Origin of the sequence: Cupriavidus sp. P-10 (assembly GCF_003402535.2) — a bacterium.
Lineage (GTDB): Bacteria > Pseudomonadota > Gammaproteobacteria > Burkholderiales > Burkholderiaceae > Cupriavidus.
On the sequence record NZ_AP025171.1, the window covers coordinates 1204750 to 1228276 of the forward strand.

Here is a 23527-nt window from a genome sequence, read left to right on the forward strand (position 1 = left end):
CCCGCCGGCGGACACGGTGTACGTGGACACGGCGTTGCCATAAGATAGCGGCATCGTCACAGCGGGAGGACTGCCATGCTGCCTGCATCCAAGCGGTTGCGCATCATTGCCGCTGCCGCGGCATCCGTTGCCATGCTGGCCGCCTGTGCGCCGGACGCCGTGCGCAACCGCCAGGCCACCGACTTCAATGCCTATCTCGATTCGCTGCGGACCGCGTGCCCGAACATGATCGTCGGGACGAACAATATCAGCGAGTGGCTGCGCACCAGCGGCAGCCGCAGCGACGACGACTACGTCTACTGGCTGGACCAAACCTCGCGCCTGTACTACCAGCGCATCTCTGCGCAGCAGTACCGCGATTCCATCAGTGCGGCACTGGGTGGGCGCTCGGACGCGCCCGCCCTGGATTGCATCGTGCGCAACCTGCCGACTGACAGGCCAACCCACGTGCCGGGCGGCAGGCTGTAAGTGCATGTGACGGGCGCTGGGCCCTCGCATGCTCAGTTCTGATTAGGTGGCTTTTTCCTCTGACCAAAAGGTCAGATCCACCGACACACGGGTGCAGCCCAAGTCGCGTAGGTAATGCAAGGTGTGCTCAAGATTATCAAACCGGTGCGGCTCTTTTTTTCGCGAGCGCAGCCACTGGAAACCATTGATACGCACATACCAACCTTCGCGTGCCGACAGCACTTCAACAAATTCCACCAAGTTGCGTGAAAGCAAAGCAACGAATTCCATTTCAAAGAGATCGGTCATGTATTGCTCCTTGCCGAAATAGCTTCGGATAATGATAAAAATGAAGTCGATGCCGCGCATTGGATTTATATTGAGCGGCGTCTATCAATGCTAGCGACCTAGATAAACTGCAGTAATTTCCTCGCGATTGTGGCCCAGTTCCGAAGACACCTGCAGTCGTGCTACGCGATCAATGTTTCGCTGTTCAGGGCTGAGTTGCGGTGCGATCGGGCCTCCCGCCGCGGGGGCGAGCCAGCCCGTTAGTTGTTGGTATCGTCGCTGGGCATATTGATGTCGAAGCCCATGCAACTTCGATAGACCAGCTTTCTTTACGGTCCGGACATAGCGGCGAACTTGATCGATATAGCGGAGATGTTTGGGGATCATGGAGCCGTTTCCGCAGAATGCAATGGCACGTGCAAGGACTGCTCGCTGATGTTCATCCGTGATTGGTACAATACGTGAGCGTCCACCTTTACACCAAGACGATTTAAGTTTGATCTCACTCACTTCATCCAAGGGCCTGCCAGATAGCGCGTATTTCGCCTGAAACTTCAGGCATTCCTCACGTCGTAGTCCGAAGGCAAACTGCAATTCGATAGAGCACCTCAGACGTTCATCAGAGATCTTTTGTAGATACTCATCGTCAATAGTCAGTGCTTTTGAAATATTTGTAACATAGCGGCGCTTCGCAATCTGCAGTTCGCCATTGCTACGCGGCACGCAGTTTTGCTTGCCGACTTTCTCCGCCCACCACCGTACATGGGACATGCGGTTTTTCATGGTGCTTGCCGCGATGCCGCTGGCCTTCCATCGTGCCACCAAGGCTTCAACATGCTTTGGCTTTAAACCGGTCGCAGGGAGCGTTCGGAAACCCATGTCCTTGAGGTCATGAGCTACTTGTGCCAGCACGTACTTGCGAGCGGCTTGCGTCGCATACGAGCCATCACGATTACGCTTTACCAAGCGCATCAGGTCAGCAAAGATATCGATCTTCATTCCACTCCTTCAATTTTGTCTGCGTCAATTCTGGTCAGTGATAAATGCGACTGGCTGATACCAGTCCTGGCACCGTGCCCCTCAGGACGCGATACGGGTACGTACAGCCGCTAGCCTCGGCATCACCATCAAGGCCGGTGCGTCCCGCTTGGGGTACGTACAGACGTGTTGGCGACGACATGCCGGGCCCGCGTGAGGCGGAAACCAATCTCCGCCTCCGTTGCTTTCCAACAAGCAACTGCTTGCACTGCCGGATGTCCGCTTTTAGAGTGCGGACAAACTCTCCGAAGATGCTTCGGATATGCTCAGGATGGCCCGAGAAAAATGCGCAGAAAGAAGTGAATAAAGGATTCTTTACATCGATGCGAAGCAAGTGTAGAAAAACGTATATCGTGTCATTCGAAGAAATAAGCCATTAGCTATCGATCGAGGAAACTGAAGTGAAGAGAATTGTAAAGTGGTGTGATCTTAATATTTAAAGGGTTGGTAAAAAATATTTGATCATGGACTTCGATCGTGAGTAATCTTGGTAGCATGAATAAAGAAACGAAAAAATCATGGAATGCCAGACCTTCTACATGAAGAAATATCGTCTTGTATATTTGATGTGATCTAGAGACGCCTTACGTCTCATGAAAATTCATAAAGACGAGTTTTTAACGTAGGTGAAATCTTTAAAATAATGTCGTGCTTTATTGAATGTGCCGCTAGGAAAATATATGCGTAGTGATCCTTGGTAGGCCTTTAACTCACCTCATTACACACAAGTCATGCCCCATGGGGTGCCGCGAAAAGTCGTTTACGGTCAATGACATAGCGGGTGGGGTTGTAAACTCCTTCGGATTGTCGTTCACTCTTGCATTTTGGGCGGCACATGCAGCGAGAGGCAACGAGTTGGGCAGCGGCAGAATTCAAGGACATTGACTTGGGCGACCAGCGCCTGAACAAACGGGCGGTGCTGCTAGCGGAGCGGCTCGCAGAGAAGCCGACGGCAAGCATACCCAGCGCATGCGGCGGGTGGGCGGAAACGGCTGCGGCGTACCGCTTCCTGGCTCAGGATGAACTGGACTGGCGCGATATTCTGGCGCCCCACTGGCAGAGTTCGGCCGAGCGGATGCGAGCTTGCGAAGTGGTGCTATGCATCCAAGACACCACGGAGTTGGACTTTAACGGCCAGACCATCACAGGCTTGGGGCCGCTGTCGTATGAGGCGCAACGCGGGCTGTATCTGCACCCGACTTACGCGGTAACGCCATCGCGCGAACCGCTGGGCGTGCTTGACGCCTACATGTGGGCGCGCGAGCCAAAGGGTGCGGATGGCGTGCGCCCCGGCATCAAGGAAAGTACCCGCTGGACCGAAGGATATGAGCGAGTCGCCGAACAGGCGGCCGCACTGCCTGCCACGCGACTCGTCTATGTGGCTGACCGGGAGTCGGACATCATGGCGCTGATGGTCAAAGCGAAGGAGTTGGGCCACCCGGCGGATTGGCTACTGCGCTCGCAGCACAATCGCACCTTGCCTGGCGGCGGCAAGCTGTGGGACCAAGTAACTGCGGGTGAGCCAGTGGGCAGGATTCACTTTACGCTGGCAGCCCGTCAGGCTCAGCCAGCGCGCGCGGTACGGCAGCAGGTGTGGGCACAACGTGTCGCGTTGCCTGATGCTGCAGGCGGCGTGGTGAGTGCCACGTGTATCGTAGCCCGGGAGGTCGACCCGCCGGCCGGCGTCAAACCGATTGAATGGCGACTGCTGAGTAATCGCGAGGTGGACGACCTTGACGAAGCAGCACAGCTTATTGACTGGTACCGCGCGCGCTGGGAAGTGGAACTATTCTTTCACGTGCTCAAGAACGGCTGTCGGGTCGAGGCGCTGCAACTCGCATCGATGGCACGGCTTGAGCGTGCCTTGGCGCTGTTCATGGTGGTGGCATGGCGCATCGCTCGGTTGATGCGACTGGGCCGAACTTGCCCGGACCTGGATGCAGGGCTGTTGTTCGAGCGCGATGAATGGCGCGCGGCATTCATTCTCAACAAGAAGAAGCCGCCGAAGACGTCACCGCGTCTGAACGAGGTCGTGCGCTTGGTCGCTATGCTCGGCGGCTTCCTGGCGCGCAAAGGCGACGGCGAACCCGGAGTCAAGACCATCTGGCAAGGCCTGCAGCGAGTGGTGGATTTCGCCGCAGGCCTCAGGTACGCCCGTGAACTTGACGACTGAGATGTGTGTAATCAAATGCCTTTAACTATGTCTGTGAAATCGAGCTGTGAAAGCCTTCAAGTCGATGGGGTGCTTCAGTGTTCGATCCATCAAAACGACGTTGGGATCGCTTGGAAGGGGCTCGCTTAACGAGCCGGTCCAGACTGGAAAAATGAAGCAATTACGCGTGATACCAGTGAGCTCGCGCCTCGCAACGAGCTAATTTGTTTGCTGTAGGAGCTTGCAATGCGGCTGCTTCGAACGGGCGAAACGTGTCATCCCGCGTATTTGCTGGATCAAATTCTCACACCGGCGTCGATCTCTTCGATGGAAGGTCTGCGGAAGCAAGGTTGCCTGCCTCCTGTCTTGGGCGCGCCCATGTCAATTGAACTCAAAGACCGACTGCGATGCGGCGTACGCAACAGTTAAGGTCTCGCCGCCCCGTTCAGAAGCGGGAGAAGGTCTGTGGAAATCGCGGAAGTTGATGCCTGGTCGAACTGGGGAGTCCAGTCAGGAGCGCTAAAAATGGCCGGTTACGGCTGAGGCGGCAGTCACCGAGATAAGGTGCCGGCCCGAATAAGTCATGCCGCGTATAGCTTGTGGCGAGTAGCGCAGAGGGTCGAGGCGCGCGAGGCGAGAAGTGACATTGGCATAATGTGCGAAATCGACTTTTCTAAGTCGCAACTCCGCCGGACCTTTAGTCCATGTCGGAGTTGTCGCTATGCATCGAGGCGCGCAAGCGTGTACCGCGATGAGCCTGTCAAGTCGGTTGAGCTGAGTCTTGAAAAAACTGCCGTGCGGCGCGCGCAACGAAACGAAATATCGTTCCGCCGCGTTCAGGGGCAGTGGGGCCAATTGTAACCCGGCCTGCTTGCGCAATGGACGGACTTAGACAGCCCAGCCAAAGGCCAAAAAATGAACGCGCTATGGCCTGGATGGTAGGCGCCAGTGAAGCGCCCGGCCGGGGAAGTCATGTCGCGTACAGCTTGTGGCGCACAGCGCCAAGGTCGATGCCCAGAGGGCTAAAAGTGACACTAGCATAATATGCAACATCGACCTTTGCAAGTCGCACCTGCGCCAAACCGTTAGCCCATGTCGAATGCCTCGCCGTTTCGCTCAGAAGTCTCCGGCGCTCAAGTACATCCACTCGTCTTGCCTTTTCGCCGCCTTCATGGTGCCCCATTGAGCAAGTTGGCTTCTCACATGCGGTTCGGACCCCAGAGGGTTGGTGGGCGCGCTCATAGTGTGCTGAAGAGTTCCGCCACGCTGATACGGAGTGCGGTGGCCAGTGCTTCGATGGCATCGAGGGACGGGTTTGCGGCGCCCGTTTCTATGCGGCTCATGTATGTTCGTGCAAATCCCACATCATCGGCAAAGGCCTCTTGGGACAGGCCGGTGGCTTGGCGAAGCTCGCGAATTCGCTCGCCGAAGCGATGGCGTAAGGTTTTCTTCATACCCGCCACTGTCGGAGTATGAACACTAATCGGCCACACACTAATCGTGACATAAGTCGCTGGATAGCGTATGCTTTTTCTGCGCTCGAGGCTATTTCAGTGCAACCGCACAAATCCGCAGGGGCTTACTGGTGCTACGAGGAGGGTAGGCGACCCTTTACAAGTCAGCTGTGGTGACTGCTTGTAGCACCTATTGGTGGTGGCAGCCTCTTGATCGATGCGGGACGAATCTAGGAGGAGTTGCGGGCGAATTCGGTCCAGTATGTCGTGTGTGCTTATTGGCCTACGTTTGTGTGGGTGGGAGCTCTCTTGCACCACGACACACAATGTATTCGGGGAGTCGTTATGACGATCGGCTTAGCCGCCTTGGCTGTGTAGACAGCGTCAAGCAGGACGGCCGGTCCAGCGACAACCATCTTGGCCGGTTAGCCGGGATGATTGTCGGTAGGTCTTAGGTCATGGTTGTCGCTCCGATATCGTTGTGATTGTCGTTGTCGCTGGATGATCGTCGTCGGCTGGACTGGTTGTCGCTGGCGGTGCGCCGGCGGTAGCTTTCGACGTTCATTTCGAAGATCGTCGAATGGTGGACGAGCCGGTCGATAGCGGCGATGGTCATGCCCGGATCGGGGAACACGTTGTCCCACCCAGAGAACGGCTGATTGGCCGTAATAAGCAGACTGCGCCGCTCATACCGTTCTGCGATCAGTTCGAACAGCACGCTCGTTTCCGCCTGGTCCTTACGGGCGTACGAGAGATCGTCAAGGATGATCAGGTCGAAGCGGTCGAGCTTGGCCAGCGTGGCGGGCAACTGCAGGCTTTGCCTTGCCGCCTGGAGTTTCTGGACGAGCTCGCTGGTACGCGTAAGCAGCACCCGGTAGCCAGCGTCGATCAGCGCGTGTCCGATGGCCGAACCAAGGTGGCTCTTGCCGCCGCCAGGCGGGCCGAAGATCAGAACATTGGCGCCTTTCTCCAGCCAGGAATCCCCGGTAGCCAACGCCATGACGTGAGCCTTGGAGACCATCGGCACCATGCTGAAGTCGAACGTGGCCAGCGTCTTCGTCAGGTCCAGGCGAGACTCGGTGCGGTGGCGTTCGATGCGGCGCTTGGCTCGTTCGGCTAACTCATGCTCGAGCAAGGCACCAAGCAGGCGGGTGGCCTGCCAGCCTTCCTTGTCGGCACGCTGCGCAAACTCTGGCCACAGGCGGCCGATAGTAGGCAGGCGCAGCTCGTTGAGCATCAGGGTCAGGCGCGCGGAGTCGTGGGGGATGGGTGCGTTCATGCTGCCGCCCCCTGGCCCAGCAGGGCGTCATAACAACTGGCCGGTGGCATCTGGACATGAATGACCGGGCAGTCGGCTTGCCGCGGCGCAAACTCCTCGCGCAGTGCCTCCAGGTTCGGTAGCGCCCCGTCGGACAGCATCGCCTCCAGGCGCGTGGCCAATACAGCCTCGATGCCGTCCATGGCAGCCAGCTCAAGTAGGCCAACCATCGTCTTGCATGCATCGCGTTGCGACACGCGGACGTCAAGCTGCTCCCAGGTTCGCCGATAGGCCTCCCGCGGGAACAGTTCGTTGCGGAAGGCTAGTCCCTTGAAGGCCTGCGGCTTACGCTTGAGGCCGTCTATGAAGTGCCGATAGTCGATGGACCGCCGGGTACTGTTGGCGGCGTGGGAACCACGAGGGGTGCTGAACACCATCGCTCCAGACAGATAGCAGTCCAGTCGATCGCCATAGACACGGACCTTCAGACGGTGGCCAATCAGGCGCGACGGCGCGCTGTAGAGGATGCCGCGCACGGTAAAGGTGCTGCACCGGGTAACTCGCGCTTCCTCCTCGGCGAAGTCGGTTGTGCGCCGAGGCGGCAAGTCCATAAGCTGCTCGCGCTCGATGCGGAACGCCGCAGCATTACGTCGGTTGCGACGCATTACAACGTCGCGCAGGAATTCCTCATAGGCGGCTCGATCCTCGAAGTCCCGGTGACCGCGCAACATCAGCGCCTGGTCAACGGCCTCCTTCAGATAGCGGTGGGACGATTCTACGCTGCCGTTCTCGTGGCCTTTGCCGCGGTTGTTACGCGTGCCATTCATCCCATAGTGTTCCAGCAACGCCTCGTAACGCGTTGTGAAGTCCTCCCGCTCCCGCAGGTTCTTGAACGCCGCAGACAGGCTGTCGGTGCGATGCTCGCGCGCGCAGCCGCCGGCCTGCCAGAGCGCGTTCTGCAAGCCTGAGGACAGTGCCTCGAAGCTCTCTCCACCTTCGACCACCTGCGCATACTCCCATCGAGAGAACGCGAACACAAAGTGATACAGGCGGTGATCGAACCGGAGGCCGGCGATGGTGACGTCTAACGCCCGCATATCGGTGAAGTCCGACAGCGCCCGGATGCCCGGCGCATGCTCCTGCGGGAAGAATATCTCCTTGGCCGGGCCGGACACGGCCCGCCATTGGCTGATGCGTCGCTCGAGCGTGCGGCGTACGCTGTCGGGATATTGGCCGGGGTGGTCGTCCTGGAGCTTGCGTAGGATGGTGATGGCCTGCAGACGTGGCTCGCTCTTGAGCATCGGAACGACTTCCGTGTCCCAGACATCGGTGAACGGATCGGGCCGTGATCGCCAGTAGCGACGCGGCTTCTGAGACGGCAGACGGGCATCACATTCGATACGCCGAGCGCTGCGTACGCTGATGCCGGCCTTGGCGGCGGCAATCTCCTGGCTGTGTTCTTTGCGTTTAGACATGTAGAGGCGAACCTGTTGGTCGGTAATACGGGGTCCAGACATTGACTGACCGCTTCGAGATGCGATCAGCCATCGTAGAACCCGGCCAACTCGGCGCCGCCGGTGGCGGGAACTCTCCGGCGGCTACGCCGCCTCCGAGTCCCCGCCACCGGCCAAGATGTTTGTCGCTACGCCGGACAAAATGATTGTCGCCGCCCACTGTGGGTCTGCCTATCGCGGCATTTTTCATCTGGGTTGCTCAGAACAGTCTGCGCGCACAGGAGAAGGAGCGCGAGGAGCGCCACAGGCAAAGTTTCGATTGTCAAAGTCTACGTTGCAAAAGAAATCCGACGAGTAAATTGCCCGTGGCTTTTGGTAATTTTCGTCTACGCAGAATCAGCGCTCTAACGGTTCGTTCCTCTCGCTCGCTTTCGGGTCATTGCGCACGCTGTCGATTTCCTTCCCGCAGCTAAGTATGGGTGTGGCGCGTGTTGTGGCTCGCCAAGAGAGTGCAACGCCTTGAGCCTTGCCCCCTTGCTGTCGGAGTTCATCCGTCGTGATCGAGTCTTATCCTGTACTCGCATGTCCAGACCTTTGGAGGACGTCGCGATGGTTGTTGATCACGAAGACCAAATGAACACGAATCAGGAGGACGCAGTGGCGGCAGCTTCAAAACCCTTTCCTCATGGTCCAAGTGTAAAAAGGCCCCGATGCAACGTTTCCAAGCCTTCAAGTTCGAGCTAAAGCCGAATGGCGAACAGCAGTGCAACATGCAGCGCTTTGCTGGTTCGTGCCGATTCGTCTACAACAAGGCACTCGCGTTGCAAAAGGAGAACTACGAGGCGGGCGGTAAATTTATCGGCTATGTGGCAATGGCCAAGCGCCTGACTGAGTGGCGTAATGGGCCGGTAACGCCTTGGCTCAAGGACTCTCCAGTTCACCCACTACAACATGCGCTCAAAGACTTAGAGCGGGCCTACAAGAACTTCTTCGCCAAGCGAACTGCATTTCCGTGCTTCAAGAAGAAGGGCCTGCGGGACAGCTTTCGCTACCCCGACCCGAAGCAGATCAAGCTGGATCAGGGAAACAGCCGCATCTTCCTTCCCAAGCTTGGATGGATTCGATACCGCAACAGTCGGAACGTGCTAGGGGAGGTGCGCAACGCCACCGTGTCCCAAAGCATGGGCAAGTGGTTTGTCTCGATCCAGACGGAGCGCGAAGTCGAGCAGCCGATGCCGCAGGCAACCAGTGCCATCGGCATCGACGTTGGTATTGCCCGTTTCGCAACATTCAGCAACGGCTCGTTTCTCGAGCCGCTCAACAGCTTCAAACGCCACGAGGCTCAGCTGCGCCGCGCACAGCGGTCGATGAGCCGCAAGACGAAGTTCAGCAACAACTGGAAAAAGGCGAAAGCCAGGCTTCAGCGTATTCACGCCCGCATTGGAAACACGCGCCGCGACTTCCTTCACAAGGCCACGACCACAATCAGCCAAAACCACGCGATGGTGTGTATCGAGGACTTGCAGGTGGGGAACATGTCTAGGTCGGCAGCAGGCACGGCCGAGGCGCCAGGCAAGAACGTTCGAGCCAAGTCCGGCCTGAACAAGGCCATCCTCGACCAAGGCTGGTACGAATTCCGTCGCCAACTTGAATACAAAATAGCATGGAATGGCGGCTGGCTCATAGCCGTGCCGTCACAGCACACTAGCCGGATCTGCCCCAGATGTGGCCACGCGGCTGCGGAGAATCGGCAGACCCAAGAGCGCTTCGCCTGCGTGACCTGCGGGTTCGAAGGGCATGCCGATCTCGTCGGCGCGATCAATATTCTGGCGCGGGGACAACGCGTTGCAGCCTGTGGAGAGCCGGCGCAGTCATGCCGCTCAGCGAAGCAGGAACCCACCGAGGCGATCTGAAATGGCGATAATCGTTTCAGACGTGGTAGGAGTCCTCGGCCGTCAGGCAGGGGTGGATGTCAACAGCCCGTCCGCGCGGAACATCGCCTTGATCCCTCGCACCGCCTGCCGAATGCGCGATTCGTTCTCAATCAGCGCAAATCGTACGTATTCGTCGCCGTAGTCGCCAAAGCCGATGCCCGGCGACACCGATACCTTGGCCTTGGCCAGCAGCTGCTTGGCGAACTCCAGCGAGCCCAGCGCGCGGTAAGGCTCGGGAATGCGCGCCCAGATATACATCGACGCCTTCGGAATCTCGACCGGCCAGCCTGCCTCGATCAGCCCCTTTGCCAGCACGTCGCGACGCGACTGGTATTGCGCGGCAATCTCCTGTACGCAATGCTGATCCCCTTCCAGAGCGGCAATCGCGGCGATCTGCACCGGCGTGAAGGTACCGTAGTCGTGATAGCTCTTGATGCGCGTCAGCGCCGCCACCAGGTCCGGATTGCCGACCATGAAGCCGATGCGCCAGCCCGCCATGTTGTAGCTCTTGGACAGCGTGAAGAACTCCACCGCGATATCCTTGGCGCCCGGCACCTGCATGATCGACGGCGCCTTCCAGCCGTCAAAGACGATGTCCGCATACGCCAGGTCGTGCACGACGAAGATATCGTGCTTGCGCGCCAGCGCGATCACGCGCTCGAAGAAATCGAGCTCGACACATTGCGCGGTAGGGTTGGACGGAAAGCCCAGCACGATCATCTTGGGCTTGGGATAGCTGCCGCGGATCGCGCTTTCCAGCTCGGCAAAGAAGTCGATGCCGGGCACCAGCGGCACCGAACGGATATCCGCCCCTGCAATCACCGCGCCGTAGATATGGATCGGGTAGCTGGGATCGGGCACCAGCACCGTGTCGCCGCGATCCAGCGTGGCCAGCATCAGGTGCGCAAGGCCTTCCTTGGAGCCGATGGTGACGATGGCCTCGGTATCCGGGTCGATCTCGACGTCATAGCGCTCGCGATACCAGTGCGAGATCGCGCGCCGCAGCCGCGGGATGCCCTTTGATGCGGAATAACCGTGCGTGTCGGGCCGCTGCGCCGCCTCGGTGAGCTTGGCCACGATATGCGCCGGCGTGGCGCCATCCGGGTTGCCCATGCTCATGTCGATGATGTCCTCGCCACGGCGGCGGGCGGCCATCTTCAGTTCGGCGGTGATGTTGAAAACGTACGGGGGAAGGCGATCGATGCGCGCGAAGCGGCGCTTGCCGGAGGAAGCGGCAGTCATGTGGGGTCCTTTACGTAAGCGCCCGGAACCGTCCGAGCGACGTCCGCAGCTGTTGTCTCAGCTGCCGTGGACTTATGTTAGCGGGGAAGTTGAAATTGCACAACGGATGGAAGCATATTCGTTCAGGCTGGCAAGTCCAGCGGCAAAGGCTGTTCGCCGGGCGCCCACCATGGCCGGAACAGTGCCTGCACATCGTCCGGCGCGACGCCCTCGTAGCTGGTAGTGCGCCAGCGCGGCGCGTTGTCCTTGTCGACGATCAGCGCGCGCACGCCTTCGATAAAGTCGCCTCGCGAGAACGTATTGACCACCACTGCCAGCTCCATGCGGAAGCAGTCGGCCAGGTCCATGCGCCGGCCGCGCAGCAACAGTTCGCGTGTCGCGCAAGCCGACAGCGGCGAGCGCGTACGCAATACGTCGATGGTGCGCGTGGCCCAGGCGGTGTACAGCGGATTGTCCTGGCACGCCAGGCTCGCCAGGATTTCCGGCAACGTGGCGTGCGCGGGGAAATGGCGCAGCAGCGCGGGCAGCACCTGCAGCAGCGGGGCATCGGCGGCGCTGGTCACCGGCTCGCGCACCAGCGCATGGCGCAGGTCGGCGAGCACGTCGCTGCCCCAGGCGATGGCGGCCAGTGCCTGTTCCAGTCCGGCCAGCGTGCCGCTGTCGACAGCGGCATCGGCCAGCCCGCACAGCAGCGCGTCGGCGGCGCCGATGGTGACGCCGGTCAGGCCAAGATACAGCGCCAGCTGCACCGGCAACTTCGACAGGAAATGACTGGCGCCAACATCCGGTACCAGTCCGATGCCGGTCTCGGGCATGGCCACGCGCGAGCGTTCGGTCACGATGCGCAGGTGCGCGGCCTGCGCCAGGCCCATGCCGCCGCCCATGACGACGCAGTCCATCAGCGCCACCAGCGGCTTCGGATAGCGATGCAGGCGGTAGTCCAGCGTGTATTCGTCGATGAAGAAGCGGCGATGCAGCGGCGTGCCGTCGCGGTAGCTGTCGGTCAGCGCGCGGATATCGCCGCCGGCGCAGAACGCCTTGGGCCCGGCGCCGCGCAGCACCACGGCGCGGATGGCGTCGTCGCGGGCCCAGGCTTCCAGTTGCGCGCGCAGCGCGACGATCATCGGATACGACAGCGCATTGAGCTGGCGCGGCCGGTTCAGCGTGGCAATGCCGACGCCGTTGACGATGTCGAACAGGACCTCAGGCTCGGCATCCTGCGTGCCAGCGTTGAGCGGTGAGATGGCCGATTCGGTCAGGCGCATGACGGCCTCCTAGGCATTGCGCCATTGCGGCGCGCGTTTTTCGAGGAAGGCGTTGACGCCTTCGCGCTGGTCGGCACCGTCGAACAGGTCGACAAAGCGCTCGCGTTCCAGCGCCAGCGCGGCCTGGCGCGGCACGCCCTGGCGTGCGAGGTGCACCAGTTGCTTGCTGTAGGCGGCGGCGCGCGGGCTGACCTTGCCGGCGCGTTGCGCCATTTCCAGCGCGGTGGGCAGCGCCTTTCCGCGCGGCACGACTTGCTCGACCAGTCCGATGTGCAGCGCGGTGGCCGCGTCGATGCGTTCGTTGGTCAGGATCATGCGCTTGGCCCAGCCTTCGCCGACCAGCCACGGCAGCGTCTGCGTGCCGCAGCCGCAGGGCAGCAGGCCGACGGCGGCTTCGGGCAGCGCCATCTGCGCGTGTTCTTCGGCGATGCGGATATCGCAGGCCAGCGCGCATTCCAGGCCGCCACCCATGGCGTAGCCGTTGATGGCGGCGATGACTACGGGGCGCGCATTCTGTAGCGCTTCAAAGGCGCTGCCGAACTGCTGGGCCATCGCGCGCGCATGGGCGCGGTCGCCTTCCGCGAAGCCGTTCAGGTCGGCGCCGGCGCTGAAGAATTTCTCGCCGGCACCGGTGACGACGACGGCGCGGATCTCGGGGTTGGCATCGATCTTCGCCACCAGCTCGCGTAACTGCTGCAGGCCTTCGGCGGTGAAGGCGTTGGCGGGCGGGCGGCTCAGCGTCAGCGTGGCGACGTGGCCATCGAGTACGAATTCGATCATGGCTGGCGTTCCTTGTCGGTGGCGGACAGGTACTGGCGGATGACGCCGGAGAAATCGAGCTGGCCTTCGCCGGCGTGGCTCATGGCCTGGTAGACCTGCTGCGCCAGCGCGCCAAGGAACAGCGGCTGCTTCACGCTGCGCGCGGCATCGGCGGCCAGGCCGAGGTCCTTGAGCATCAGGTCGGCGCCGAAGCCGCCGCTGTAGCCGCGGCCGGCCGGCGCGGTTTCGATCACGCCGGGCCAGGGGTTGCAGGTATCCGATGCCCAGCAGCGCCCGGTCGAGGTATTGACGATGCCGGCCAGCACGTTGGCGTCGATGCCCAGCTTTACGCCCAGCGCCATCGCCTCGGACACGCCGATCATCGAGATGCCGAGGATCAGGTTGTTGCAGATCTTGGCGACCTGGCCGGTGCCGGTGCCGCCGCAATGGACCAGGTTGCGTCCCATGCCGGCCAGCACAGGACGCACCTGCTCGAACAGCGCCTCGGTGGCGCCGACCATGAAGGTCAGCGTGCCCGCCTGCGCGCCGACGGTGCCGCCGGAAACGGGGGCGTCGGCCAGCGCATTGCCGTGGGCCTGCGCGGCGGCCGCGAGCTCGCGCACGGTGGCCGGATCGATGGTGCTGGAGTCGACCAGCGGCACGCCGGGGCGCACGCCGGCGAGCACGCCGTCTTCGCCAAGGTAGGCGCTGCGCACGTGCGCGGCGGCGGGCAGCATGGTGATGACAAAGTCGGCTTCCGCCACGGCCTTGCGCGCGGTATCCGCGCTGGCGGCGCCTTCTGCGCACAGCGCGGCCACGGCGGTGGCATTGAGGTCGAATACGGTCAGGGTATGGCCGGCCTTGAGCAGGTTGCGCGCCATGGGCGCGCCCATGTTGCCGAGGCCGATGAAGGCGATATGCATGGGTGTCTCCTAGCTACGGTTGTTCGCGTCCCGCTTGTTTTCTCCCCTCTCCCGCTCGCGGGAGAGGGGCGGGGGAGAGGGCGGGAGCGTCAGTGGCTACTGCATTGGTCGGGTATGGCAAGCGTCGTGCGCGATTGGTTTACTGGGCAAATCGGTCCTGCAAGTGCCGGCCCTCTCCCCCAACCCCTCTCCCGCATGCGGGAGAGGGGAGCAAACCGTCGGCGGTTGCGACGCGCCACGCATCACTTCAGGCTGATCGTCGTATTCACCCCGTCATTCACCGTCGCGTCGTCGAACCACCGCGCCGTCACCGTCTTGGTCTGCGTATAGAACTGCACCACCTGCTTGCCGTACGGCCCCAGATCGCCCAGCTTGGAGCCGCGCGAGCCGGTGAAGCTGAAATAGGGCACCGGCACCGGGATCGGGATATTGATGCCGACCTGGCCGACGTCGATTTCGCTCTGGAACTTGCGGGCCGCGGCGCCGCTCTGCGTGAACACGCCGGTGCCGTTGCCGAACGGGTTGCGGTTGACCAGCGCGATGGCGTCATCCAGCGTCTCGACGCCGATCACCACCAGCACCGGCCCGAAAATCTCTTCGGTGTAGATCGCCATGTCGGTGCCGACATCGGTGAAGATGGTCGGCCCGATGAAGTTGCCCTGCGGATAGCCCGGCACCTGCACGTCGCGGCCGTCGAGCACCAGCTTCGCGCCTTCGCGCTCGCCGGCGGCGATCAGGCCAAGCACGCGCTGTTTCGCTGCCACCGAGACCACCGGGCCGACATCTGTGCCAGGCTCCGCGCCGGCGCCGACCTTCAGGGTCTTGGCGCGCTCGACCAGCTCAGGCACCCAGTCGCGCGCCGCGCCGACCAGCACCACCACGGAGGTGGCCATGCAACGCTGGCCGGCCGCACCGAAGCCGGCACCCGCCAGCGCGTTCAGGGTCTGTTCCTTGTGCGCGTCGGGCAGCACCACGGCGTGGTTCTTGGCGCCCATCATCGACTGCACGCGCTTGCCGTGCGCGCCGGCCAGGTTGTAGACGTGCGTGCCGACCGCGGTCGAGCCCACGAACGACACCGCCTTGATGTCCGGGTGCGTGCACAGGGCATCGACCACGTCCTTGGCGCCGTGCACCACGTTCAGCACGCCCGGCGGCACGCCAGCTTCCAGCGCCAGCTTGACCAGTTCCATGGTCGACAGCGGATCCTGTTCCGACGGCTTGAGCACGAAGGTGTTGCCGCACACGATCGCCATCGGGAACATCCACAGCGGGATCATCGCCGGGAAGTTGAACGGCGTGATGCCGGCGCAGACGCCGATCGGCTGCTGCAGTGTGTAGGTGTCGACGGTGGAGGCGACGTTTTCTGCGAAGCCGCCTTGCTGCAGCGTGCCGATCGAACAGGCATGCTCGACCACTTCCAGGCCGCGGAAGATATCGCCCTCGGCATCGGCCAGGGTCTTGCCCTGCTCGGCGGTCAGGATGGCGGCGATGCGCTTGCTGTGCTCGCGGATCAGCGCCTGGTAGCGCAGCATGACGCGCAGCCGCGCGCCGATGGGCGTGTGGCGCCACGTGGCAAAGGCGCGGTGCGCCGCGCCAACGGCGGCGGCGACTTCGCTGGCCGTGGCCAGCGGCACGCGTGCCAGCACTTCCTGGGTGGCGGGGTTGACCACCTGGCGGAACTCGGTGGCGGACGATTCCACCCATTCGCCGTTGATCAGCAGCGGTACGGTCGGCACGGCATTGTCGGTCTTGGGCACTGCGCTCATGGTTGTCTCCGGACGGTGTGGTTGTATGAGAAGCAATTGTTGGGTCACAGGCTGCGCGCGATCAGCATGCGCTGGATCTCGCTGGTGCCTTCGTAGATCTGGGTGATGCGGGCGTCGCGGTAGTGGCGCTCGACCGGGTAGTCTTCCAGGTAGCCATAGCCGCCGTGGATCTGCAGCGCCTTGGAGCAGACGCGCTCGGCCAGCTCGGACGCGTACAGCTTGGCCTGCGAGGCTTCGGACAGGCACGGCAGGCCCTCGCTGCGCATGCGCGCGGCGCGGTGCACCAGCAGGCGCGCGGCGTTCAGCTCGGTGGCCATGTCGGCCAGCATGTTGGCGATGGGCGGGTGCTCGCGCAGCGGGCGGCCGAACTGGATGCGTTCGGATGCGTAGCGGCACGCGGCTTCGAACGCCGAACGCGCAATGCCGATCGCCTGCGCGGCAATGCCGATCCGGCCGCCTTCGAGGTTGGACAGCGCGATGCGCAGCCCCTCGCCAGGCTCGCCCAGCAACGCGTCGTGCGGGACGGTGCAGTCTTCCAGCGTGATGGCGCAGGTGTCCGAGGCGCGGATGCCGAGCTTCTTCTCCGGCGCATGGACCAGGAATCCGGGCGTGTCGGTCGGCACCAGGAAGGCCGAGATGCCTTTCTTGCCGCGCTCGGGTTCGGTCGAGGCAAAGACCACCGCGACGCCGGCGCGCTGGCCGTTGGTGACGAACTGCTTGCTGCCGTTGAGCACCCAGCCGTTGTCGTTAAAGCGGGCGCGCGTGCGCAGGTTGTGGGCTTCGGAGCCGGCCTGCGGTTCGGTCAGGCAGAAGGCGCCGATCAGTTCGCCGCTGGCCAGCCGCGCCAGGTAGCGCTCTTTCTGCGCATCGGTGCCGTAGTGCAGGATCGGGCCGCAGCCGACCGAGTTGTGCACGCTCATCAGCGTGGCGCAGGCCGCGCAGCCGGCGGCGACTTCTTCAATGGCGAGCGCATACGCGACATAGTCGGTGTAGGTGCCGCCCCAGTCTTCGGGCACGATCATGCCGAGCAGGCCCAGCGCGCCCATCTCGGCGACCACCTCGTCGGGCAGGCGGCCATCGCGGTCCCACTGGGCGGCGCCGGCGGCCAGCCGCTCGCTGGCAAAGGCGCGCGCGCTGTCGCGGATCATCTGTTGCTGTTCGGTGTAGTCGCTGTGCATGGCAGGTTGGCGGTGGTGTTCCGCGGTGGGGTTCCGCAGGGGTATTCCTGTAAAGCGCGTTGGCGCGGCGCAGCATCTCAGGCAGAATGCGCGCTCGGCGTCTAGGCCTGCGGGCAGTGTAGGAACGCCGGGGGCGGGCTCCTATGCCAAAATCCGCCAATCTTCATGAACTCGTTTGCCACCCGCCGGACCATGGAAAAAGGCAGCGTCGCGCTTTGTTTTGTCCACCATGCCATCGCCGGGCTGCAGGCGCGCGGGATCGACCCGGGGCCAGTGCTGCGCAGCGCCGGCATCGCGCCGGAATTGCTGGCGGTGCCGCAGGCGCGCGTCTCGGCGGCCAGCTACAGCGAGCTGTGGCTGGGGGTGGCCGCCGCGCTGGATGATGAGTTCTTCGGCCAGGACTCGCGCAGCATGAAGTGCGGCAGCTTTGCCATGCTGTGCCACGCGGTGGTCGGCAGCCGCACGCTGGGGCAGGGGCTGGAGCGCATTACCCGGTATTTCCGCCTGCTGCTGGACGATATCGGCGTGCGCCTGGACCGTTACGGCGACGAGGCGGCGCTGGTGCTGACCGCGCCCAATGCGGCGCTGGGGCGGCAGCCCGGCGTGTTCGCCAAGGAAACCATGCTCATCATGCTGCACGGCCTGATGAGCTGGCTGCTGCGCCGGCGCGTGCCGGTACGGCTCGCGGCGTTTGACTACGCGGAGCCGCCTTACAGCGCCGAATACCGCGTGATGTACTCGCGCCAGCTCGCCTTTGACCAGCCGGCCACGGCGCTGGTGTTCGACGCCGCCCTGCTGGACCAGCCGGTGCGCCAGGACGAGCGCAGCCTGAAGGCTTTCCTGCGCGATGCCCCCCACAACGTGGTGGTGAAGTATTCCGACCGCAGCAGCGTGGGCGCGCGCGTGCGCCGGCTGCTGCGCAACCAGCAGCCCGAACTGTGGCCGACGTTCGAGGCGCTGGCGGTCAGCCTGAACCTGTCGGCGTCATCGCTGCGGCGCCGGCTGATGGACGAGGGCGTGAGCTACCAGGACCTGAAGGACGGGCTGCGCCGCGACCTTGCCATCGAGGCGCTGAGCCACTCCGGTCGGCCCGTGGCGGATATCGCGGCGGAACTGGGTTTTGCCGAGCCCGGCGCTTTCCACCGGGCATTCCGGCGCTGGACCGGCTCGCGGCCCGGCGCGTACCGGCGCGTGGCGGACGAGGACTGACGGGGGCTGAGGAGGGCTGAGGAGGGCTGAGGAGCGCTGATGGGGGCTGACGGAGGCGTCAGGCATCGAGAGCTTGCGCGGCCTCCGGTGCCGCCTGCGTAGCCGAGGCAGGCCCGCTGTGCGCCACCACGCGGTTGCGCCCGCCCACCTTGGCGCGATACAGCGCCGCATCGGCAAGCGCGCTCAGTTGCGCCAGTGTCAGGCCCGGATGCCAGCCGGCCGTGCCGCCGCTGACGGTATAGCGCACGGTGTGGCTGTCGCCGTCCGACGCTACCGTCGTGACCGCATGACGCTGCACGCTGGCGCGGATGCGCTCCGCCACCGCACTGGCGCCGGCCTCAGCGGTTGCGGGCAACAGCACCATGAACTCTTCGCCGCCAAGACGGCCCAGCAGGTCGCCGGGCCGCAGCTGCGCCGCCGCCAGCTTTGCGAACGCCTGCAGCACGGCATCGCCGGCGGCATGCCCGTAGGTATCGTTGACCGACTTGAAATGGTCGATGTCGACGATCAGCAGCGCAGGGGCGGGCTTGCCGCCAGCAGCGCGCGCCAGCTCGCGCCGGGCACTTTCCTCGAACGCCTTGCGCGACAGCACGCCGGTCAGCGTGTCGGTATTGGCCACCGCTTCCAGCCGGCGCACGATGGCGTCATGGATCATCAGCACCGCGCCCATGGTCATCGCGGGCATCACCAGTGCCCCCAGCGTCAGGAACACTGTGTTGAGCAGCATGGATTCCTGCATGTAGGGGTTGCCCAGCCACTGCAGCGCCGACAGCGTGCCGCGCACCGCATGCCCGGTGGCGAAGAAGAGCGCAAAACAGGCGGTCGTGATGAAGAAGCGCGCGGACGTTCCGCGCGGTCGCCGGCGCAGCAAGGTCAGCCCGACCAGCGCGCAGAGCGCCGCGTGGAAGGCGGAGACGATCACGACGCGCGTGGTGAATTCGTCGACGGCATAGCGCCATACGATCACGCCGGCGGTGGTCACGGCCGTGGCCGCCACTAACCGCCGCCAGGGCGGCACGCCGCCGCAGAAGCGCACGCTGCCGGCGTAGAACAGCGCCAGCGAGCACGCCAGCGCAGCGTTGGCAACGCCGACCGACAACAGGTCCGGGATCATGCCGCGCATCGAGAACAGCACCAGCGCCCCGGTCGCGGTCAGGTTGGCGTTGCACCACTCACCGACGCCGGGCAGCCCGCAGCGCCGCAGCGACCACACGATGGCCAGCATCATGGCGCTGAGGGCGGTCGTGATGGTGAGCAGGGCAAATGGGACGGACATCGGACGGGGGCTGGGTACGCGGGGCTGGAATGCGCCGGTCGGGCGCAAACCGCAATGATACGGGGCGAGCAGGGCCCGCGGGCACCGGCAAGGGTGCTCCGTCGCGCTGTCCGTGGGATGTAAGGCCGCCGCCGCCTGTGCAGGCGGCGCGGCGCAAGCCTAGTCGGTTCGCCGCTGCGGTTTCTGGGGCTCGTCGGCGCGCAGCACCGGGTCGTTGCGCAACAGCCATCGCGCCGCGAACAGCAGCGCTGCCAGGCAGCCGAGGATATAGGCGCCGAGGGAGACGACGTGGTTCATGATGTGACCCCATCTTGTTCCGGCTCTGAGGCCGGTCGAGCTGCCATTATGGGATCGGGCCCGGCACCGGGCATCCCCTGTTTGGGGGCCGGTGTCGGGTTGCGTTGGCGCGCCGAGCGCTAGAGCTGTCCGGCGTGGTGCCGGATATGGTCGGCGATAAAGGTCGTGATGAAGTAATAGCCGTGGTCGTAGCCGCTGTGACGGCGCAGCAGCAGCGGCTGGCCCACGGCCTGGCAGGCGGCCTCGAACGCATCCGGATGCAACTGGGTCTGCAGGAACTGGTCATCCAGGCCCTGGTCGACCAGGATGCCGGCCGGGAACGGCGCACCTTGCTGGCGCACCATCAGCTCGGTGGCGTCAAACTGGGCCCAGGCCGAACGCTCGCTGCCGAGATAACCGGTGAAGGCCTTTTCGCCCCACGGGCAGCGCGTCGGCGCGGCGATCGGCGCGAACGCCGACACCGAGCGGAAGCGCTCCGGATGGCGCTGCGCCAGCACCAGCGCGCCGTGGCCGCCCATCGAATGCCCGAAGATCCCCACGCGCGAGGCCTCGCCGGGCAGCGCGGTGGTGACCAGGTCGAACAGTTCTTCGGCGACGTAGCTCTCCATGCGCCAGTGCTTGTTCCAGGGCGCCTCGGTGGCATCGACGTAGAAGCCCGCACCCACGCCGAAGTCCCACGCATCGGCCTCGCCTGCCACGCCCGCGCCGCGCGGGCTGGTGTCGGGCGCCACCAGCATCAGGCCGTGCTCGGCGGCAAAGCGCTGCGCGCCGGCCTTGATCATGAAGGTCTCTTCGGTGCAGGTCAGGCCGGCCAGGTAGAACAGCACCGGCACCTTCGCGCCGCCCTGTGCCTGTGGCGGCAGGAACACCGAGAAGCGCATCGGCAGCCCGATCGCCGCCGAATCATGGCGGTAGAAGCGCTGCACGCCCCCATGGCAGCCGTGTTGCGAGATCAGTTCCATGGCGAGCGCCTCAGTACAGCACTACCGAGCGGATCGACTCGCCGCGCTTCATCAGGTCGAAGCCTTCGTTGATGCGCTCCAGCGGCAGCGTGTGCGTGATCAGGTCGTCGATATTGAGCTTGCCGTCCATGTACCAGTCGACGATCTTCGGCACATCGGTGCGGCCGCGCGCGCCGCCGAAGGCCGAGCCTTTCCACTCGCGCCCGGTCACCAGCTGGAACGGACGCGTCGAGATCTCGGCGCCGGCCTCGGCCACGCCGATGATGATCGACTTGCCCCAGCCCTTGTGGCAGCACTCCAGCGCCTGGCGCATGACCTGCGTGTTGCCGATGCATTCGAACGAGTAGTCCGCACCGCCGTCGGTCAGCTGGATGATGTGGTCGACCACGTTCTCGACCTGCTTCGGGTTGATGAAATGCGTCATGCCGAACTTGCGTGCCATGGCTTCGCGCGCCGGGTTCAGGTCCACGCCGATGATCTTGTCGGCGCCAACCATCTTCGCGGCCTGGATCACGTTCAGGCCGATGCCGCCGAGGCCGAACACCACCACGTTGGCGCCGGCTTCCACCTTGGCCGTGAACAGCACCGCACCCACGCCGGTGGTGACGCCGCAGCCGATGTAGCAGACCTTGTCGAACGGCGCGTCGGGGCGGATTTTCGCCAGCGCGATCTCCGGCACCACGATGTGGTTGGCGAAGGTCGAGGTGCCCATGTAGTGGAAAATCGGCTTGCCGTCGATGGAGAAGCGCGAGGTGCCGTCCGGCATCAGGCCCTTGCCCTGCGTGGCGCGGATCGCCTGGCACAGGTTGGTCTTGCGCGACAGGCAGAACTTGCACTGGCGGCATTCTGGCGTGTACAGCGGAATCACGTGGTCGCCGGGCTTGAGCGAGGTCACGCCGGGGCCGACGTCGGTGACGATGCCGGCGCCTTCATGCCCCAGGATCGCCGGGAAAATGCCTTCCGGATCGGCGCCGGACAGCGTGTAGTAGTCGGTATGGCAGATACCGGTGGCCTTCACTTCCACCAGCACTTCCCCGGCGCGCGGGCCGTCCAGGTCCACGTCTTCGATGGTCAGCGGGGCGCCGGCTTTCCAGGCGATGGCGGCTTTGGTCTTCATGGGGTCCTCCGGGGAAAAGATGTACGGATGGGCTCGGTGGCGGGCACAAGACACCGGCGACGCGGGCCCGAGCGCAAGACTATACGGCCATCCGGTGTCGGCAGGCCAGTGCCAGGCTTGAAAGCAGGGTTTAGCGCAAAGTCGTGGTCGCGCCTTCGGCCTCGGCGTGGAGGTTTGCCTCCCGCGGCGTCAGCTCGGTCTCGTGCCGACGCCCCAGCCACCATCCCAGCGCCGCCCATGCCAGCGCCAGCGCGGCGCCGGCCAGCGCGACCGTGGCAGGATGGCCGGAGATTGCGTCGATCGCGGTTTTCACCCAGGCGCTGACCGCATCGCCGGCACGATAGACGGCGGTGTCGATCACGTTCTTGGCCTTGTACTTGGCCTCGGGATCGACCACCGTGAACAGCATCTCGCGCCCGGGCCGCAGCAGCGCATATTCGCCCACGCGCCGCAGGATCATGACCCCGGCGAGCACGCCGAAGGTCGGCATCAGCGCCAGCACCACGAAGCCGGCGGCGACCGCCAGCGGCACCGCGGTCAGCAGCAGCGTGACGCCATAGCGCCGCGCCATGCGGCCGGTGAAGAAGAGCTGGACCAGGATGGTCAGGGCCTGCACGGAGGCATCGAGCGCGCTGAAAACCTGGGTCTGCCGGGTGCGCTCGGGGAAGGCTTCGGCCACCAGCCGCGCCTGCTCGAAATACAGGAAGGTGCTGGCCGTGGCGAGCAGGATCACGAACAGCCCGATGCCGAGCAGATAGCGCGAGCGCAGCAGCAACGCCAGCCCCGCCCACAGGCCGCCGCCGACCGGGTTGGCGGGGTCGCTGGCCGCATCGGCCGGCACTTCATGGCCCGCGCCGGCGCGGCGGCGCCAGCCGAACAGCCAGCCCACGCCTGGCAGCGTCGCCGCCAGCAGCACGGCGGACAACAGCATCAGCCCGGTCAGCCCGATCTGCGGCACCAGCCAGCCGCCCAGCATCGGCCCGGCCAGCCCGCCCGCGCTGGCCCCGGCGGCCAGCAGCGCGAACAGGCGCCGCGCCTGCTCGGGCCGGAACACGTCGGCCATCAGGCTCCATGCCACCGAGACCACGAACAGGTTGAACACCGACAGCCACACGTAGAACACGCGCGCCAGCCAGACATCGTCTGGCCACACACGCGTGGCGAAGGCGAAGGCGAGCAGGTTGGCGATAAAGAACGCGTAGACCCACGGCACGAAGCGCCGCCGCGGCAGCCGCGCGCATACGGCGCCGTATATCGGGATCGCGGCCAGCATGACCACGAAGGTGGCGGTGAACAGCCATTGCAGGTTCTTCACGCCGCCGGCGATGCCCATGGTCTCGCGCACCGGGCGCAGCATGAAATAGCTGGCGAACAGGCAGAAGAAGAACAGGAAGCCCGCCACTACTGCGCCAGACTCGCCGGGGCGGATGCCGAAGCCGCGCCGCAGCCGTGCCAGGCCGCCGCCGGCGGGTGTGTCGCGATCGCGTTGGTCCATGCGGGCCGGTGCG

At 64.0% G+C, this 23527-nt stretch carries 20 protein-coding genes; 4 read left to right on the forward strand and 16 right to left on the reverse strand.

Translation table 11 applies throughout. The features are described 5' to 3' along the window. Positions 1-75: 75 nt before the first annotated feature. Positions 76-468, forward strand: coding sequence for a hypothetical protein (locus CTP10_RS22570; RefSeq protein WP_116321084.1), 393 nt, complete (start codon positions 76-78; stop codon positions 466-468). A 42-nt stretch (positions 469-510) separates the two neighbouring features. Here the strand turns inward: CTP10_RS22570 and CTP10_RS22575 are convergent, their stop codons facing one another. Further along, a complete protein-coding gene (locus CTP10_RS22575) occupies positions 511-756 on the reverse strand; it encodes a hypothetical protein (RefSeq protein WP_147316224.1) in 246 nt (81 codons plus the stop codon). Between the two features lie 90 nt (positions 757-846). Beyond that, a complete protein-coding gene (locus CTP10_RS22580; RefSeq protein WP_116321082.1) occupies positions 847-1734 on the reverse strand; it encodes a phage integrase N-terminal domain-containing protein in 888 nt (295 codons plus the stop codon). Positions 1735-2608: 874 nt separating this feature from the next. Here CTP10_RS22580 and CTP10_RS22585 point away from each other — a divergent pair. Beyond that, a complete protein-coding gene (locus tag CTP10_RS22585; protein WP_022533124.1) occupies positions 2609-3946 on the forward strand; it encodes an IS4 family transposase in 1338 nt (445 codons plus the stop codon). A 1217-nt stretch (positions 3947-5163) separates the two neighbouring features. On the opposite strand, the gene CTP10_RS22590 is transcribed toward CTP10_RS22585, so the two are convergent. From CTP10_RS22590 to istA, 3 genes are all read right to left on the reverse strand, one after another. Beyond that, a complete protein-coding gene (locus CTP10_RS22590; protein ID WP_116321080.1) occupies positions 5164-5379 on the reverse strand; it encodes a helix-turn-helix domain-containing protein in 216 nt (71 codons plus the stop codon). 451 nt (positions 5380-5830) lie between these two features. Beyond that, positions 5831-6658 carry an IS21-like element helper ATPase IstB gene (gene istB, locus CTP10_RS22595; RefSeq protein WP_116324068.1) on the reverse strand — a complete coding sequence of 276 codons (828 nt, stop codon included), beginning with the start codon at positions 6656-6658 and terminating at the stop codon, positions 5831-5833. Then, entirely contained in the window at positions 6655-8154 is a 1500-nt protein-coding gene (istA, locus tag CTP10_RS22600; RefSeq protein ID WP_116324069.1) for an IS21 family transposase, read from the reverse strand. Before istA ends, istB begins: the two co-directional genes overlap by 4 nt. A gap of 647 nt (positions 8155-8801) precedes the next feature. On the opposite strand from istA, the gene CTP10_RS22605 reads away from it, so the two are divergent. Further along, positions 8802-10004: an RNA-guided endonuclease InsQ/TnpB family protein gene (locus CTP10_RS22605; RefSeq protein ID WP_116322196.1), complete on the forward strand. Its 1203-nt coding sequence runs from the start codon at positions 8802-8804 to the stop codon at positions 10002-10004. 42 nt (positions 10005-10046) lie between these two features. Here CTP10_RS22605 and alaC read toward each other — a convergent pair whose 3' ends face one another. The 6 genes from alaC to CTP10_RS22635 form a co-directional block, all read right to left on the reverse strand. Further along, positions 10047-11267, reverse strand: a complete 1221-nt coding sequence (gene alaC, locus CTP10_RS22610) for an alanine transaminase (RefSeq protein WP_116322195.1) — start codon at positions 11265-11267, stop codon at positions 10047-10049. A 122-nt stretch (positions 11268-11389) separates the two neighbouring features. Further along, the gene (locus CTP10_RS22615) at positions 11390-12532 is read right to left on the reverse strand and encodes an enoyl-CoA hydratase/isomerase family protein (RefSeq protein WP_116322194.1); all 1143 of its coding nucleotides are present in this window, start codon (positions 12530-12532) and stop codon (positions 11390-11392) included. 9 nt (positions 12533-12541) lie between these two features. Beyond that, on the reverse strand, positions 12542-13312 hold the full coding sequence (locus tag CTP10_RS22620) for an enoyl-CoA hydratase (protein ID WP_116322193.1): 771 nt from the start codon (positions 13310-13312) through the stop codon (positions 12542-12544). After that, a complete protein-coding gene (gene mmsB / locus CTP10_RS22625) occupies positions 13309-14214 on the reverse strand; it encodes a 3-hydroxyisobutyrate dehydrogenase (RefSeq protein WP_116322192.1) in 906 nt (301 codons plus the stop codon). Before mmsB ends, CTP10_RS22620 begins: the two co-directional genes overlap by 4 nt. Before the next feature lie 242 nt (positions 14215-14456). Then, positions 14457-15980, reverse strand: a complete 1524-nt coding sequence (locus CTP10_RS22630; protein ID WP_116322191.1) for a CoA-acylating methylmalonate-semialdehyde dehydrogenase — start codon at positions 15978-15980, stop codon at positions 14457-14459. A gap of 44 nt (positions 15981-16024) precedes the next feature. Continuing rightward, the gene (locus CTP10_RS22635; RefSeq protein WP_116322190.1) at positions 16025-17158 is read right to left on the reverse strand and encodes an acyl-CoA dehydrogenase family protein; all 1134 of its coding nucleotides are present in this window, start codon (positions 17156-17158) and stop codon (positions 16025-16027) included. A 192-nt stretch (positions 17159-17350) separates the two neighbouring features. On the opposite strand from CTP10_RS22635, the gene CTP10_RS22640 reads away from it, so the two are divergent. Continuing rightward, entirely contained in the window at positions 17351-18367 is a 1017-nt protein-coding gene (locus tag CTP10_RS22640; protein WP_116322212.1) for an AraC family transcriptional regulator, read from the forward strand. A gap of 58 nt (positions 18368-18425) precedes the next feature. Here the strand turns inward: CTP10_RS22640 and CTP10_RS22645 are convergent, their stop codons facing one another. The 5 genes from CTP10_RS22645 to CTP10_RS22665 all read right to left on the reverse strand — a co-directional run bounded on the left by CTP10_RS22645 (position 18426) and on the right by CTP10_RS22665 (position 23514). Continuing rightward, positions 18426-19643 carry a GGDEF domain-containing protein gene (locus CTP10_RS22645; RefSeq protein WP_116322189.1) on the reverse strand — a complete coding sequence of 406 codons (1218 nt, stop codon included), beginning with the start codon at positions 19641-19643 and terminating at the stop codon, positions 18426-18428. Between the two features lie 159 nt (positions 19644-19802). After that, complete coding sequence (locus tag CTP10_RS22650; RefSeq protein WP_199414678.1) at positions 19803-19940, reverse strand: hypothetical protein; 138 nt, start codon at positions 19938-19940, stop codon at positions 19803-19805. A 119-nt stretch (positions 19941-20059) separates the two neighbouring features. Further along, complete coding sequence (gene fghA / locus CTP10_RS22655; protein ID WP_116322188.1) at positions 20060-20902, reverse strand: S-formylglutathione hydrolase; 843 nt, start codon at positions 20900-20902, stop codon at positions 20060-20062. Positions 20903-20912: 10 nt separating this feature from the next. After that, the gene (locus tag CTP10_RS22660; RefSeq protein ID WP_116322187.1) at positions 20913-22019 is read right to left on the reverse strand and encodes an S-(hydroxymethyl)glutathione dehydrogenase/class III alcohol dehydrogenase; all 1107 of its coding nucleotides are present in this window, start codon (positions 22017-22019) and stop codon (positions 20913-20915) included. Between the two features lie 130 nt (positions 22020-22149). Further along, the gene (locus tag CTP10_RS22665) at positions 22150-23514 is read right to left on the reverse strand and encodes an NTP/NDP exchange transporter (protein WP_116322186.1); all 1365 of its coding nucleotides are present in this window, start codon (positions 23512-23514) and stop codon (positions 22150-22152) included. Positions 23515-23527 lie beyond the last annotated feature (13 nt).

Coding starts and splice junctions, on each gene's coding strand:
- CTP10_RS22590 (WP_116321080.1), bottom strand. CDS start 5,379: ATGAAGAAAACCTTACGCCATCGCTTCGGCGAGCGAATTCGCGAGCTT.
- CTP10_RS22640 (WP_116322212.1), top strand. CDS start 17,351: ATGGAAAAAGGCAGCGTCGCGCTTTGTTTTGTCCACCATGCCATCGCC.
- fghA (WP_116322188.1), bottom strand. CDS start 20,902: ATGGAACTGATCTCGCAACACGGCTGCCATGGGGGCGTGCAGCGCTTC.
- istA (WP_116324069.1), bottom strand. CDS start 8,154: ATGTCTGGACCCCGTATTACCGACCAACAGGTTCGCCTCTACATGTCT.
- CTP10_RS22635 (WP_116322190.1), bottom strand. CDS start 17,158: ATGCACAGCGACTACACCGAACAGCAACAGATGATCCGCGACAGCGCG.
- CTP10_RS22645 (WP_116322189.1), bottom strand. CDS start 19,643: ATGTCCGTCCCATTTGCCCTGCTCACCATCACGACCGCCCTCAGCGCC.
- CTP10_RS22615 (WP_116322194.1), bottom strand. CDS start 12,532: ATGCGCCTGACCGAATCGGCCATCTCACCGCTCAACGCTGGCACGCAG.
- CTP10_RS22585 (WP_022533124.1), top strand. CDS start 2,609: ATGCAGCGAGAGGCAACGAGTTGGGCAGCGGCAGAATTCAAGGACATT.
- mmsB (WP_116322192.1), bottom strand. CDS start 14,214: ATGCATATCGCCTTCATCGGCCTCGGCAACATGGGCGCGCCCATGGCG.
- CTP10_RS22575 (WP_147316224.1), bottom strand. CDS start 756: ATGACCGATCTCTTTGAAATGGAATTCGTTGCTTTGCTTTCACGCAAC.
- CTP10_RS22605 (WP_116322196.1), top strand. CDS start 8,802: ATGCAACGTTTCCAAGCCTTCAAGTTCGAGCTAAAGCCGAATGGCGAA.
- CTP10_RS22630 (WP_116322191.1), bottom strand. CDS start 15,980: ATGAGCGCAGTGCCCAAGACCGACAATGCCGTGCCGACCGTACCGCTG.
- istB (WP_116324068.1), bottom strand. CDS start 6,658: ATGAACGCACCCATCCCCCACGACTCCGCGCGCCTGACCCTGATGCTC.
- CTP10_RS22570 (WP_116321084.1), top strand. CDS start 76: ATGCTGCCTGCATCCAAGCGGTTGCGCATCATTGCCGCTGCCGCGGCA.
- CTP10_RS22620 (WP_116322193.1), bottom strand. CDS start 13,312: ATGATCGAATTCGTACTCGATGGCCACGTCGCCACGCTGACGCTGAGC.
- CTP10_RS22665 (WP_116322186.1), bottom strand. CDS start 23,514: ATGGACCAACGCGATCGCGACACACCCGCCGGCGGCGGCCTGGCACGG.
- CTP10_RS22660 (WP_116322187.1), bottom strand. CDS start 22,019: ATGAAGACCAAAGCCGCCATCGCCTGGAAAGCCGGCGCCCCGCTGACC.
- CTP10_RS22580 (WP_116321082.1), bottom strand. CDS start 1,734: ATGAAGATCGATATCTTTGCTGACCTGATGCGCTTGGTAAAGCGTAAT.
- CTP10_RS22650 (WP_199414678.1), bottom strand. CDS start 19,940: ATGAACCACGTCGTCTCCCTCGGCGCCTATATCCTCGGCTGCCTGGCA.
- alaC (WP_116322195.1), bottom strand. CDS start 11,267: ATGACTGCCGCTTCCTCCGGCAAGCGCCGCTTCGCGCGCATCGATCGC.